The sequence below is a fragment of the Dehalococcoidia bacterium genome (assembly GCA_030648205.1).
Taxonomy (GTDB): Bacteria; Chloroflexota; Dehalococcoidia; order JAUSIH01; family JAUSIH01; genus JAUSIH01.
In genome coordinates, this window is record JAUSIH010000070.1 from 1 (window position 1) to 13,609 (window position 13,609).

The following is a 13,609-nucleotide window of genomic DNA, read 5'->3' on the forward strand; positions in this document are numbered from 1 at the left end:
GTGCACAGCGGAGTGTATCTCCGACGCCGCAAAATTAGAGAAGCGCGGCACACCCGTGCTCGCTGTCGTCACTGGTGAGTTCGAAAGTTTGGGAAAGGCATGCGCACGAGGACGGGGTTATCCTGATATTCCGTTCCTGATTTTGCCGCATCCATTCGAGACTCTGCCCCCGGAAGTAGCGAGACGTTTAGCAGATGAGACGTTTACCAAGGTGGTCAACGGCCTGACCACTCCCCTCAAAGACCGTCCTGTCCAGCCTGCGTAATGTTTCTTGCATGCCAAAACCTGGACTTGACGCATTAGGGAGGTTGCGATATGTCGTCTCGCGTTGATCGAGTCATGGTGAATGACTCCTATGACGATATTTATGAGTTTGCTCGTTCCCAAAATTGGACTGATGGGCTCCCTATCGTGCCTCCCACGGAAGAACGAGTAGCCCGGATGCTGGGTGACCGGCCTCCTGTAAAGGTAATAGCTCAACTAGAGCCTCAGAATGGCGAAGCCACTTTAGAACGTCTGGCTGTCAACGCGGTGATGGCGGGGTGCCTGCCATCTTACTTTCCCGTAATCATCGCTGCTGCCGAGGCCATGGCGGATCCATTGCTGGGCATGTACCACGTGAACACAACTACAAATTCCGTGGGTCTCTTATCTGTCATCAATGGTCCCATCCGCCACAAACTTGGAATCAACGGGAGCTACGGGTGTTTTGGACCAGGATGGCATCCCAACGCAACAATTGGTCGGGCCATTCGACTGATTCAATTGAACATTGGCGGGTCGATTCCGGGACCAGTTTCCAAATCGACTATGGGCTCTCCGTGGCGGTACACGGGTGTTATTGGGGAGAACCAGGAGAAAAACCCGTGGGAGCCGTTGCACGTGGAGCGCGGGTTTCGGCCGGAAGATAGCACCATTTCGATGCTCGGCGTGGCCAGCTTCTGCAACCTTTCAGATATTTGGAGTAGGACGGCGGAAGACATTTTGACCACCTTGGCGTCGGCCATGCGATGGCCAGGTATTCATGTTATTCGCTACCACAAAGGCCATAATCTCATCGTCTTGAATCCCGATCACGCAGCCATTATGCATCGGGATGGATATTCCAAGCAGTCCGTACGCGAGTACCTGTTTGAGCACACGAAACGTATTCCTCTCTCGGACTTCTCACGCCCTGAGCAGGAGCGATTTATCAAGGGCGGAAGGGTCGTTGACAATACGGTCCAGGGTGCCCCAAGCCCGGATAGTTTTATTGTGACTGTTGCAGGCGGCAACGGAGGCCTGCATTCATTGTTTCTGCCGAGTCTCACATCATCAACGATGGTAACTCGACTTATCCCCGAATAGCTCCGATGATAACCCTCGAAGAAAGCTCACGCATGTCTTGACTCAACAATCTGTAGCTGGCAAGCGAACAAAAACAGTCACAGGGAGGGTTTTATGAAGAATCAAGGTGCTGGTTTCTTTCTAAGCTGTCTCGTCACGGTTGGCATCATGGCGCAAGCTTGCGCCCCGCAGACAAATCCCTCCCTTCCCGCCGCTGCCAACACTCCCGTGACTCGTCCCAGTCCCGCTGTCCCTCAGACGACTGTCCCGACGCCTGGGCCGCGAACCCCGACTGCGCAGCCTGCGCCTGCTCCTGCCCCATCGCTATCTGGCCCAACTTCCACTCCCACTACTGGCAAAGCTGCACCCAAGCGTGGCGGGGTACTCCTCGTGGCAACTCACGGAGATCCCGACACTTATGATGTTCATCAGGAGACCGGGCTCCCGACTATCATCAGCCTTCGAAATGTCTACGAAGGACTTGTCAAATACGATTATCTACGTCACAGCGAAATCGTACCCGAGCTCGCTGAACGCTGGGATGTCAGCGCGGACGGCACCGTTTATACATTCCGTCTGAGGCCAAACGTCAAGTGGCACGACGGTAAGCCCTTCACCGCGGACGATGCCGCCTTCAGCATGATGCGGATGGCCCATCCCGAAAATTACAACGCCATCAGCCCAAGGGGTTCTGCTCTCCTGGCTGCACTGGACAAGGTGGATGTAATAGACCCCTCCACTATTCGTGTGACATTAAAGATCCCTTCCGCGTCCTTTTTGCCCAGCCTTGCGACCGACTGGATTCTCATGATGCCCAAGCACACGATTCAAGCTGCGGGGGACATGAAAAGAACCGTCAACGGTACTGGGCCCTTCGTTTGGGTCAAACACGACCGAGGTGTCAGCATAGAGTTGGTCAAGAACAAGGCCTATTATGACCAGTCCTTGCCCTATCTGGAGGGGATAACGTTCTACACCATCCTCGACGGCAATACTAGATTCGCTGCGTTTCGCGCCGGACGAGTGAGAATGACCTCCATGGGCGGGTCTTCCCTGTCGTCTCAGCAGGCAGATATCCTCCAAAAGGAGATGGCGGACAGGGTGACCGTGAAGGAGCATTCCGCGTTGGCGCGCTTCGTTCTATTGACGAACGTAGCTCGAGAACCGTTCAACGACCCGCGGGTGCGGCAGGCCGTACACCTCGCCCTGGACCGCAAGAACCTGATAAAAGTGGACGCAAACGCGGGCGTCATCGGCGCCGCGATGCCTTCGCAAGGCGCGTGGGGCTTCACGCCCGACGAACTAGGCAATTTGCCGGGGTACCGCCAGCCTAGGGACGCAGACGTGGCCGAGGCGAAGCGGCTTTTGTCGGAAGCAGGTTACAGCAAAGGCCTCAAAGTCGGGATCCTTGGCCTGGCCGGACGGAACCAACTGGCGCCGGTCGTTCAGCAGCAAATGGCAGCGGTTGGAATCAACATACAACCTATCGAGGAGAACGTGCTTCCTGTCGTTTACGAGCGGTTTGCGGCAGGCAGATTCGATTTGGCCCTGTTTCCTTTTTCGGAAGCCCTGGACGATCCTGATCTCTTCTTCGCGCTCTATACTACTGGCAGCACCCGGAACTACGGCGGGTTCAGCGACAAGCAAATCGATGAGCTTTTTCAGCAGGAAAAACAAACGCTTGACGTAGCCCAGCGCAAGGCATTGGTCCGGAAGGCGCAGCAGCGCCTTCTCGATTTGGCTGTCCACCCTATCCTCTTCTGGAACGTGTCCAAGCGAGCCTGGTGGAACGAGGTGAAGGACTATCTTCCAGCGCCAGGCTCTTTCGTGAACCTGAAGATGGACAGAGTCTGGCTGGACCGCTAAGCATTTTCAACCACCATTGGCACGAGGGCAAACAGATCTCTGGGGTTCTCTTGCATCTGGGTTGGTCGTTCACCACATGCATAGGGGAAACAGTGACCTTTCAACCAGAACGCAAGAGAACCGCGCGGCCTTCGTATAGACGGCTGCGGCTGACGCCGATGGAAGCATGAGATGCATGCATCGGCAACGAGTGGCCCAGGAACCTCGGCGATAACAACGGCCGGTTTTAGGACGACCTCCGCCTGCCGGCAGATTTCAGGGAGACATCACCATGAAGTTGCATGCCTACCTCCGCATCGGCTCGTCCGACGAAACGTCAGCCTACGGACCCGAAGCGCAGCGAGAAGACATAGAACAATGGGCTGCCCGGGAGAAGGACTGCAAAATTATCGGATGGCGGCGGTTCCCGGATAGCGGAGCCCTCTCCGACCGCGAGGAAGTGGACAGGCTCGTACAAGAGGCGTACCGCCTAGTTTTCGCAGGACTTCTTGACGGCGCCATCTTCGGGCGTGAGGACCGCCTGTCACCAAAGAGCCCTACATGTTTGTATTTCCAGCAATCCCTTGAGTCGGAGGGCGTACAGGTACTTAAAGCGTAGCCCGCTGGCCGAGGAAAGTCTGCTCACCCGAGGGAAGGGAGGCCGCGAGCGCCCGCCCTGTACGCTCCAGATTGACGCCAGTTCATTGTCCAAGGAGAGATGATGCTTATCCGCAACGGCACGTGGGACAAAGAGACTGAGGTGGTGGTGGTCGGCTTTGGCTCCGCCGGGGCCGCGGCGGCGCTCGCGGCTCACGAGGCGGGCGCCCAAGCGGTCATCCTGGAAAAGCAGAGGTTCGGCCTGGGACCCGAGGCAGGAAACCACTACTCCACGAGCCACATGTCCGGAGGCGTTTTCCTTCAGCCAACGGACAGACAGGCCACGCTGCAGTACATGTCCGCGCTGTCGCGGACCGATAGCGGTCATATGTACACGCCGCCCGGAGGTTGGACCGAGGACGATCTACTCCGGGCTTATACGGACCAGGCGCTGGGCAACAAGGACTGGGTGGAGAAAATGGGAGCGGAGCTGACCCTGGTGGGCGAGGGGGCAGAGCACAGCTTCCCGGGAGTCGAAACGTTCCGCAGCTATCGGTTCCGGGACTCGGGGCTGGGAATGATGCGCTTTTTCGAGAACATCGTCAGGCAAAAGCAGATTGAAGTGATGTACTCGACAAGCGCGGTCAAACTCCTTCAGAACATGGATGGTAAAGTGGTCGGAGTGCAGGCCGCGACCGGAGAGGACAGCCGCAAGACGATATCCATCAGGGCCACAAAGGGCGTTGTCCTAACCCTGGGCGGATTCGAGTTCGACGAGCAGATGAAGCTGAACTACCTCAGGTCCTATCCCGCCTACTTCACCGGGAGCGAGGCGTGCGCCGGCGATGGCGTGCGCATGGTCCAGGACGTGGGCGCGCAGCTGTGGCACATGAACTGCGTGTCGGGCCGGTACGTGGCGAAGTTCCCCGAGTTTCCCAACGGCATCACCATGTGGGTGGGGATGAGGCGCTCGGGAAAGCCGTGCGGTTTCATCCTGGTGGACAAGTGGGGCCGCCGTTACACCAGCGAACGGGTCAAACCACATACGTTGTACTACGAAGGTGGCCTCTTTGATAGCCAGAAGTTGGACTTTCCGCGCATCCCCAGCTACTGGATCATCGACCGAAGGCGCATAACCGCAGCGCGATTGTCGATCCAGACCAGCGGCATCACCGGCCCGATGGGCCGTTACACGTGGAGCAGGGACAACTCCGCGGAGATTGAGCGGGGCTGGATCATATCGGGGGACAGCCCACGCGATCTGGCCGTTAAGATTAGCATGGACCCTAATGTCCTGAGCAAGACCATTGCCACCTACAACGGCTACTGCGCCGCGGGTTGCGACCCGGACTTCAGCCGCGCCGAGGACGACCTCACCCCTCTGAACGAGCCGCCGTACTACGCCGTCCGCGTATGGCCCGGAGGGCCAAACACCCAGGGTGGCGCTAAGCGGAACGCAAAGGCAGAAATACTGAATGTGGATAATGAACCAATCCCAGGCCTTTATGGAGCGGGGGAGTTCGGGTCAATGTTCGGCATGCTCTATCCGTCGGGCGGCGGAAATGTCAGCGAATGTTTTGCCTTCGGGCGCATAGCCGGAGAGAGCGCCGCCCGCCGCAGGGGGTAGAGACCGCCACAAGGATGCTGAATGGCGATGATCTTCACGGTCGGGGCAGAATTGCAATGAAAACCAGAGCGAGGGGACCCTACCTCTCCGGACCGGAGCCGTGCTAGAGCTCGGAATGGGTGTTTCGCGAGTTTGAACAGGAATCCGTTTGTCTTATTGACCTTTCTGCAGAAGGCGTGTAAGGAGACTGCGCTGACATCTACACCACCAGTCCCAGATAGGTATCGCGGGGGAGTTCGAGTCTCCTCCGTCTCCACCATGACAAACCGTGGTGGCTGCTTCACCAGGAGCGGACTCACTTGAAATGGTCGCCTTCGCGCCCTCTGGTGGAGGCGTTTCTTTGACAAGGAAGATGCCTGCGCCCTAGATGGTGGTCGCCACACTAGTGGTCTCTACGACTTGGGAGAAGGGCGGAACTGGGGGATGACACTGGTCCGTAGGAACTGGTAGCCAAGACCCGGCACCGTGACGATATACCGTGGCTCCTTCCAGTTATTGTTCAGTTTGAGACGCAGATTGCGAATGTGGACGTCGACAACGTTGCTGCCCAAGTCGCGGTCCGGACCCCAGAGGTGGTCGGCAATTGTGTCCCGGCTCAGGACCTCCCCCGGGTTGGCCGCGAAGAGATAGAGCAGCGTCATTTCCACAATGGTGAGGTGCAGCTCGTGTCCCCCGGCGCGGACCGACCGGGTCATGATGTCGAAGTCCAGATCGCCCACAGTCATAACAGGTAAGACCTCAACGTTGGCCTTATGGATCCGACGGGTAACCACCACCGCGCGCGCCAGCAACTCCTCAGGCGCGAACGGCACGGTAAGGATGTCCTCCGCCCCCGTGTCAAAAGCATCCAGCTTAGTCTTGAGGTCGCTTCGACGGCTTAGTACAATGACAGACACGCTACCCGGCGGCGATGGGCGCCTGCTGAAGCTCGCAACGGCCTCAATCCCCCCAGCGACATCCATATCAAGAACGACGATGTGGGGTCGCCAGGTTTCTACCAAGTCCGTGGCCTTCGACACGTCATAGGCGTCCTGCAGCTCAAAGGAACCATGATTGAGTGCCAAGCGCATCGCGCCGGCGAGCGTCCGCTGGTCCGTGACCAAAAGGGCCCGGGGGCGAGGGCTAGGAGACAGATTGTTCAGCATGAAATCCTCCTGCGAAACCGGACACAAGAAACTAACAAGAGATGGTTTTAGTATAGACATTAAAAGAGTACGTGAATAATCCCCCGTGTGAATGAAGGCTCTTCATTAGGAGGCTTCATGAATTCCTGTCATTAAATGTTGTAGGATCATCGTAGCTAAACGACCAGCAAGTGAGGCGCCTAGGTGGTGCTACAAAAAAGGGTAGTGGACTGGGCCGGTTACCATAGTCTGGAATATGCAGAGTGGTAAACGGTCGTGCTCACGGCGCATACCCTCGCCTTGGGGTGCTCCTCGTCGGCTTTAGTCCGGTTGTCCGAGCCGGCATCCGCGCCATCCTGGCCGGAGACGAAGGCATCGAGGTCGTGCGGGAAGTGGAAGACGGCGCAGATGCCTTGGACGAGATCAGGCGGGCACACGACACGGAGCAGCCGATCCAGGTAGTGCTCACGGAGACCCGCACCACCAAGCAGGACGGCGCGCGGGTCACCATGGTGATCAAGGACGAGTTCCCCGAGATGGCTGTGCTGGTACTTGCGGAAAACCCGAACGATTCCTACGTCCTCGACGTCATCCAAGCGGGCGCCGGCGGCTATATCTTTTTAACCAACACGACTCCCCGCGACCTCCTAAACGGCGTTCATGGCGTCATCGAAGGCTGGACCCAGATGAAAGCCGCGCCGCTGCGAAGCGCAGTGGAAGCCCTGATTCAGAATCGCCGCAAGACCCTGGCCAAGCTTGCGGCGGAGGCGCACCTCACGGAGCGCGAAGTGGATGTGTTGCGCTTGCTCGGCAATGGCGACTCGAACAAGGTCATTGCCGAGGCCTTGAATATCACCCTCGATACCACGAAGAAGCATATCCGAAAGGTGATCGCGAAGCTCAGGGCGCGCAGCCGAACGCACGCCGCCGTTATTGCCGCCCAGGCGGGAACACAAGACAAGCCTGTCCTTGGCGCCACTTACCCCGAAGCTCCGACAATACCCGGCCGGGCCTTGCCGTGTCTTGAGCGCCCATCGTAGGACCCCGACCAGCGGATGCTCGGTCCGGGCTGGGGCGGCTAGCCCCTATCGATGTTTCCACACGGCTAGCCGCTGCGAAGAGTCCTCCACCCGCGCCCCGCAGTCTGAAGTCCGCCTATGATGCGGTCATCGAGGTATTGCGTCGCCACTAACATTGATTGTGATTATCAGCGAGTTGATGGCGTCCCGATCTCCCGCATAACAGCCTCATGACCCAATGCCAAGCGCGCCCCATTGTCCCTCTATCTGTTGAGTCGGCTCGTTATCGCCGAGTTCCGGGCTCCTTGATCTCCCCGTCCAGCCCTGCTATCAGGGAAGGCGGCCGCCAGTGAGTACTAAGCTGCTCTAGCCAGGCGCTGGACCCGCTGTTCTGCACCCAAAACCGCGATCCCGGAGGGGACGCAAAGTTTTCCATCACTTCGGGGCGAGTGGACTCGCCCCGAACGACACCGCCTCATGCTAAACTACTCATACGTTCAATTCGTTCGTCAAACCGCTACGCCAGGTAGCAAGGCGGATGTAGGTGGCGCGGGTTTCTCTCAGAACGGCAGGGATCATGTGCTAGCCACAAACCGCACGCACCAGCACTGGCAGGCCCCGCTGAACAAAGGTGATCTGTGTCACTGAGTAAAGGTAGCCGGTCAGGATGGTTATTGGGTCGGTAGCGGCTATCTCGCTGGCTGCGGTGGCGTCTTCGTCAGCCCGCCGACAATCTCTCCCCAGTGGTCCTCCATCATCTTGTGGCGCTCCTCGTCAGTGAGCCACGGCTGATTCATGGCGTTAAGGTAGTGCACCACCACCAACGGTAGCTCCTCCATCCCCAACATCTTCGCCTGGGCGCGGGCCGCCAGCGCGAAGCCGTCCTGCACGAAGGTCACCGTCGGGATGCCCCTCTTCTCCAGTTCCACCGCGTCGCGCACACTGCTCGACGTGCACGACCCTCATTTGCCGATGCCGTTGACCACCACGTCAGATGTTGCGGCCAGCTCGTCAATGATTGCCTTCGGGGCTACGCGTGAGAGCAGTGGCTTGGTCCGGCGTACCGCTCCCTTCAGCTTGAAGCGCTGCTGGAGCAGCCCCTGCAATATCTCCGTGTCGTGCTCGAAGAAAGTGTCGGACGCCCACCCCTTCTCGTTGTGCAGGAAGCCGACCGTCTTGCCGCTGAGGTCAGCGCCGCGCGGCGCGAGGCGGTGCGACATCTCCCGCTTCCGCACCTCGCCGATGGGGCTGAAGACTCGGATCTTTGCGCTGGTTGTCATGACCTCACCCCCTTGGATGATCCCATTCGCCCGTTGGTGCTCAGCTTGTCGGACCATGAGCGACGCCGGCCTTTACGTGAAACGCGCCCGCGGGATGTGCTTCACCTCCGACATGACGGCCTTGCGGTCTTCGCCGGGCCGGATGACGGGCTTGGACACGGCCAAGCCGCCCTCCGCGCCCCAGCCCGGGCAGACGACCGACCAGCCCTTGTCGTACCGGCCCGTCACGGCCACGTGGATGCACGCGGCGTCCCACGCCACGGGGCACATTGTGTCCATGTTCCCCTGGTCCACCCACGGGGGCCACGTGGCCCACCAGTTGCGCGGCTCCGTCATGCCGGGCTTGTAGGGCTTCATCTCCCTGAGCGGACGCCGCGCCACCTCGAACAGGTAGCGTTTGACCGCCTCCCGGCTCCAGCCGTTCTTCGCCATGATCTCCGCGCCGTAGGCCGTCAGCCCCACGAATATCTCGCCGCCCGCCGACTCGGTGCTGTTGTTGCTGCCCGGCGCGGACATGTGGTCGGCGATGATCTTCAGATAGCTGGTGGGCGTGTAGTCGGAGCGGAGGGTGATGACGCTGTGCGGCGCCTCGCAGGCGAAGACGGTGACGGCGCTCCGCTCCGCCGGGATGCCGTAGTCCGTGTGCATGGGCGGCCACGGGCTGTGCTCAATGTCCTCCGCGATGAGGAAGCAGAACCTGCCGGGATGGCCGAAGGTCTTCTTGCACGGCTCGCCGGGATAGCCGCCGCCGATATTCCACAGGATGAGGCGTACTGCGCGGCCTATGCTGGCGTTGACGGCGGAACCGCCCCCGCCGAAGACCGTCTCCTGGGTCGCGAACCCCAGCTCGCGCACGATCGGCCCGCTCACGATGGTGAGCGGCTCCACCATGTTGGTGGTGGTCTGGACGCCGGGGAGGTTGAACGGCTCCTCCAGGAGCGCCTCCAGCGCCGCCAGCACGACGGGCATGTGCTCCGGCCTGCACCCGGCCATGACGCAGTTGATCGCGACCTTCTCGATGGTCGCCACGCCCTGCCGCGGCGCGACCTCGCCGATCTCCTCGCCGGGGTCGCGCCGGATATAGTCGAGGAAGGCGTTGATGCCGTCCTCCGTGGGCGGATAGACGGGCAGGCCGTCGGTCCACCGCTGCTCGACCGCGAAGCTGGCCCACTCCGCCCACGAGCCTATCTCAAAAGACGCCGATTTCAGAGGCATTGTTCAGTCTTACTCCGCGTCAGAATCCCGCGGGCTATCTGTCCTTCCACACGACAGCGGGGTCGCCCCACATGCGCCACTGAGTAGGCTCCAGGTTCTTGACCCACGGCTGCACGATCGCGTAGCGCTCCGCGTTGTTCATCCAGATGAACGGGTACTGCTGCCATATCTTCTCCTGGATGTTCAGCATCATCGCCTTGCGCTTGGCCGTGTCGAGCTCCATGCGCTGCTGGTCCAGCAGCTTGTCAATCTCCGGATCGCTGAAGCCGATGTAGTTGCGGCCCGCGCCCGTGTAGTAGCGGGTGTAAAGCTGGTCGTCCGGCTCCAGGGCCGTGTTGTACCCGCGGGAGCGCAGGAACCAGTTGCCGCTCGTGTCCTGGTCGAACCACTGCGCCTGGTCCATCATGTGGATGGTCTTGATGTCAACGTATATCTTCTTCCAGTTGCTCTTGGCGACTTCGGTGTTCGTCAGGTTCACCCAAGGGTACGAAGCGGTGCCCTCGGCTTCAAGGACCAGCGGCTTGTCCGGCCCGTAGCCCAGCTCCTTCATGAGCTTTTGCGCCTCGGCGATGTCCTGCTGGCCCTCCGGCGTGTTCTTGGGCCGGAAGCCCTCCCGCTTCATGAGGTCCTGCTCGCTCCACGTCCAGCCCGGGAAAATCTTCCAGAGCATAGGGCCGCTGATGAATCCGCCGCCGCCCAGGTTGATCTTCTGTGCCTCCTGCCGGTCCACCGTCAGGAAGAGCGCCTTGCGCAGCTTGACGTTGGTGAATGGCTCCTTGCGCAGGTTCATGGCCACGCCGAGAGGGTACGTGGCGGGGATGGGGTAGAACTTGATGTTGGGATTCGTCCGCGTAAGAGCGTTCTTTTGAAGCAGGTCCAACCCGCCGGTGGTCTCCGCGCCGAAGTCAATCTTCCCCGCGCGGTACGCGGCGATGAGCGTTGCCTCGTCCGGAACCACGAAGACCTGGAAGCCGTCCAGGTAGGGCAGTCCGGGCCGCCAGTAGCTGGGGTTCTTGACGAACTTGCCGCCCACGGCGGGGGTGTAGCTCTTTATCATGAACGGCCCGGTGCTGATGGCGCGCTCGGCGTCCTTGAAGCCGTCCTCCCCGAACTTGTCCTCGACTTCACGCGGGAGCATGGGCTGGAACGGGTACGGCCCGCCGCGCAGGTAGTTGAGCATGGGCGCGAACGGCGACTTCAGGGTCAGCTTCACCGTGTACTTGTCGGTCGCCTCGGCCTTCGCGACGCGCTCGAAACGCCCCTTCCACGCATAGGTAGCCCCCGGGCGCGCGAGGCGCTGGATATTCCAGACCATGTCGTCGGCGGTGAACTCCCGGCCGCTAACCGGAGGTATGTTCTGCCATTTGACGCCCTTGCGGACGTGCAGAACGAGCGTTGTGGGGTTGGTGTATTCCCACTTCTCCGCCAGCTCGCCCACCGGGTCGCCGCTGACCGCGTCGTAGTTCAGGATACCTTCGCCTATATAGTCCCACAGGTGCACGAACTTGACCCCCCGGTGCGGGTCCCAATGGGGCGGCTCGCTGACGAGGACCAGGTTCATGCTGCCCCCGCGCTTGGGCTCCGTCCCGGATGCGGGCGCGGCGGGCGCGGCGGACGCTGGCCTGGGTGTGGCCGTCGCCTGAGCGGTGACCGGCGCCGAGGGCGCAGCCGGTTGCGCTGGAGCCGCGGGCGCAGGGCGTGACGCCGTTGGCGCGGTCGCGGCCGGCGCGGCGGGGGCCGGCTGCGCCGCCGGGGCGCACGCCCCCATTATAAGGGCCGTTGTGAGAGCCAGAAGCACCAGGACACGCATGTGTGACCGCATGGACTTCCTCCTTTTCGCCTGTACGACCTCTCTACGTGAAGACAGTCCGGCTTCCGGCCGGTCGTCCGCGTTCCTGCAGGGCAAGTCGTCAGGAATGCATCTTTCAACAGCCCCGCACAGCCTACTGGTCCATCCAGAGCACCTCGAAGAGGTTACCGTTATGCACGTAGTCGCTGATGCCGGACTTGAAGTTGCGGACCTGCGGCGCGACGGCGATGAACGTGTACGGCCAGACCATGGGCATCAGTCCCACCAGGTCTTTTGTGGCGTACTCCTCCGCCTCGCGAATGAGCCGTCGCCGCTCATCCTCTCGCACTGTGCCTAGCTGCGCGTCGTTGAGCTGCTTGAGGCGATCGTCTTTGTCGTGCGAGTAGTTCAGGCTGCCACCCGGCGTCAGGTAGTTGCTGACAATCACGCCTGGGTCCGGCGTGCTGTAGACGGGCGTGTAGACCACGGCCTGGAACTGCCCCCGTTGCGCTGAATCAAAGAACGATGCGTCCTCCAGGACGCGGAGGCGGGCGCGGATGTTGAGCGTGCGCAGTTGCTCCGTCATGAACGTGGCAGAGGTCTGCGTGATACGGTTGGTGCGGGAGAGTATCTCCAGGTCGAAACCGTCGGGATACCCCGCATCGATCATCAGCTTTTTCGCGGTCGCCACGTCCTCCTGGCCGCCGGGCGTGTCCTTCGGGCGGAAGCCCGGCCATGTCTTTATCTCATCCGCCGGCACGCCCCAGTCGCCGAAGAAGATGAGCTTGCCGATCGCGCCCTGGCCTTCCGCCAGAATCTTGATGGCGGCCTGGCGGTCCAGCGCAAGGCTGACGGCCTTGCGGACGCGCACGTCGTCAAAGGGCGGCCGGCGCGTGTTCATGGAGAACGCAGGGCCCAGCGGCGAGGGCGAGCTGAAGAACTGCATGGCGGGCGTTGTGGCCTTGAGGGACTCCATCTCGCCCGGGGTCAACGTGGTGAAAACGCGCGCGGTCATGTGCGCCTGACCGGTGCGCATGGCGGCGAGGCGCGTGGCGGCGTCCGTAACGATGCGAATGCTCAGGCGGTCCAGATAGGGCCGCCCACTGACGAAGTAGGAGGGGTTGCGCACGAGCTCCACGCCCACCGCCGGCGTGTAGGACTCCAGCTTGAAGGGGCCGGTGCCAACGGCGTCGGTCTTCATACCGCCCTTGGCTTCCACCACCTTCCTCGGGTACATGGATGTTGATCCCGTGGTCAGGACGGCCATCGTCATGGCCAGGGGAGTCTTGAGTTGTAGCTGAACCGTCCGGTCATCCACCTTCACGACCTTGTCGAAGGAGGGACGTAGCAGCGGCCCGTACCGGCTTGCCACGCCCTGCGGCGGAGTGATGAGGCGCTGCAGGTTGAACGCTATATCGTCCGCCGTCAGCGGGGAACCGTCGTGGAATGTCACGCCTTGCCGGATACGCAATGTATAGACCTTGCCGTCCGGCGAGATATCCCAACTCTCCGCCAGATCCGCCACTATCTTGCTGCTTGTCTCCGTGTCGTACTGCACGATGCGGTTGTACACAGGCGCCACGCCGACGTCCGTGTTGACCGTGGACTCCTGCTGGACGTCCAGGCTGGGGATATTGGCGCCCAGAAGCTCAATGAGACGCCCGCCGCGCTTGGGCGTAGCCGGAGATACTGGCGCGGTGGCCACAGGTCTGGGCGTGGCTGTCGCTGGCGCGGCGGCAGCGGTCGGGGCGGGCGCGGCAGGCGCTGGAGCCGCGGGCGCAGGGCGC

12 protein-coding genes are annotated in these 13,609 nt (G+C 61.0%); 6 read left to right on the forward strand and 6 right to left on the reverse strand.

Annotation, left to right across the window (positions count from 1 at the left end; genetic code table 11):
* The 5 genes from Q7T26_08685 to Q7T26_08705 form a co-directional block, all read left to right on the forward strand.
* Nucleotides 1-265: hypothetical protein (locus tag Q7T26_08685; GenBank protein ID MDO8532226.1), on the forward strand; the 265-nt coding region annotated here is incomplete at its 5' end.
* Between the two features lie 50 nt (nt 266-315).
* Complete coding sequence (locus tag Q7T26_08690) at nt 316-1,347, forward strand: hypothetical protein (GenBank protein ID MDO8532227.1); 1,032 nt, start codon at nt 316-318, stop codon at nt 1,345-1,347.
* Nucleotides 1,348-1,716: 369 nt separating this feature from the next.
* Complete coding sequence (locus tag Q7T26_08695; GenBank protein ID MDO8532228.1) at nt 1,717-3,192, forward strand: ABC transporter substrate-binding protein; 1,476 nt, start codon at nt 1,717-1,719, stop codon at nt 3,190-3,192.
* A 271-nt stretch (nt 3,193-3,463) separates the two neighbouring features.
* Entirely contained in the window at nt 3,464-3,790 is a 327-nt protein-coding gene (locus Q7T26_08700) for a hypothetical protein (protein ID MDO8532229.1), read from the forward strand.
* A gap of 102 nt (nt 3,791-3,892) precedes the next feature.
* A complete protein-coding gene (locus tag Q7T26_08705; GenBank protein ID MDO8532230.1) occupies nt 3,893-5,395 on the forward strand; it encodes an FAD-dependent oxidoreductase in 1,503 nt (500 codons plus the stop codon).
* 392 nt (nt 5,396-5,787) lie between these two features.
* On the opposite strand, the gene Q7T26_08710 is transcribed toward Q7T26_08705, so the two are convergent.
* Entirely contained in the window at nt 5,788-6,540 is a 753-nt protein-coding gene (locus tag Q7T26_08710) for a response regulator transcription factor (GenBank protein ID MDO8532231.1), read from the reverse strand.
* A gap of 242 nt (nt 6,541-6,782) precedes the next feature.
* Here Q7T26_08710 and Q7T26_08715 point away from each other — a divergent pair, with 242 nt between their 5' ends.
* A complete protein-coding gene (locus Q7T26_08715) occupies nt 6,783-7,559 on the forward strand; it encodes a response regulator transcription factor (protein MDO8532232.1) in 777 nt (258 codons plus the stop codon).
* Nucleotides 7,560-8,227: 668 nt separating this feature from the next.
* Here Q7T26_08715 and Q7T26_08720 read toward each other — a convergent pair.
* From Q7T26_08720 to Q7T26_08740, 5 genes are all read right to left on the reverse strand, one after another.
* The gene (locus Q7T26_08720; GenBank protein ID MDO8532233.1) at nt 8,228-8,479 is read right to left on the reverse strand and encodes a hypothetical protein; all 252 of its coding nucleotides are present in this window, start codon (nt 8,477-8,479) and stop codon (nt 8,228-8,230) included.
* Between the two features lie 21 nt (nt 8,480-8,500).
* Entirely contained in the window at nt 8,501-8,818 is a 318-nt protein-coding gene (locus tag Q7T26_08725) for a hypothetical protein (GenBank protein ID MDO8532234.1), read from the reverse strand.
* A gap of 72 nt (nt 8,819-8,890) precedes the next feature.
* Entirely contained in the window at nt 8,891-10,033 is a 1,143-nt protein-coding gene (locus Q7T26_08730; protein ID MDO8532235.1) for a hypothetical protein, read from the reverse strand.
* Nucleotides 10,034-10,067: 34 nt separating this feature from the next.
* Complete coding sequence (locus Q7T26_08735; protein MDO8532236.1) at nt 10,068-11,855, reverse strand: ABC transporter substrate-binding protein; 1,788 nt, start codon at nt 11,853-11,855, stop codon at nt 10,068-10,070.
* A 121-nt stretch (nt 11,856-11,976) separates the two neighbouring features.
* Nucleotides 11,977-13,609 (reverse strand): ABC transporter substrate-binding protein (locus Q7T26_08740; protein MDO8532237.1); only part of this gene is annotated, 1,633 nt, incomplete at its 5' end.

What these genes read in the sequence shown, in the direction of transcription:
- Q7T26_08690 (MDO8532227.1), top strand. Translation starts at nt 316, where the DNA reads ATGTCGTCTCGCGTTGATCGAGTCATGGTGAATGACTCCTATGACGAT.
- Q7T26_08705 (MDO8532230.1), top strand. Translation starts at nt 3,893, where the DNA reads ATGCTTATCCGCAACGGCACGTGGGACAAAGAGACTGAGGTGGTGGTG.
- Q7T26_08735 (MDO8532236.1), bottom strand. Translation starts at nt 11,855, where the DNA reads ATGCGGTCACACATGCGTGTCCTGGTGCTTCTGGCTCTCACAACGGCC.
- Q7T26_08710 (MDO8532231.1), bottom strand. Translation starts at nt 6,540, where the DNA reads ATGCTGAACAATCTGTCTCCTAGCCCTCGCCCCCGGGCCCTTTTGGTC.
- Q7T26_08725 (MDO8532234.1), bottom strand. Translation starts at nt 8,818, where the DNA reads ATGACAACCAGCGCAAAGATCCGAGTCTTCAGCCCCATCGGCGAGGTG.
- Q7T26_08730 (MDO8532235.1), bottom strand. Translation starts at nt 10,033, where the DNA reads ATGCCTCTGAAATCGGCGTCTTTTGAGATAGGCTCGTGGGCGGAGTGG.
- Q7T26_08700 (MDO8532229.1), top strand. Translation starts at nt 3,464, where the DNA reads ATGAAGTTGCATGCCTACCTCCGCATCGGCTCGTCCGACGAAACGTCA.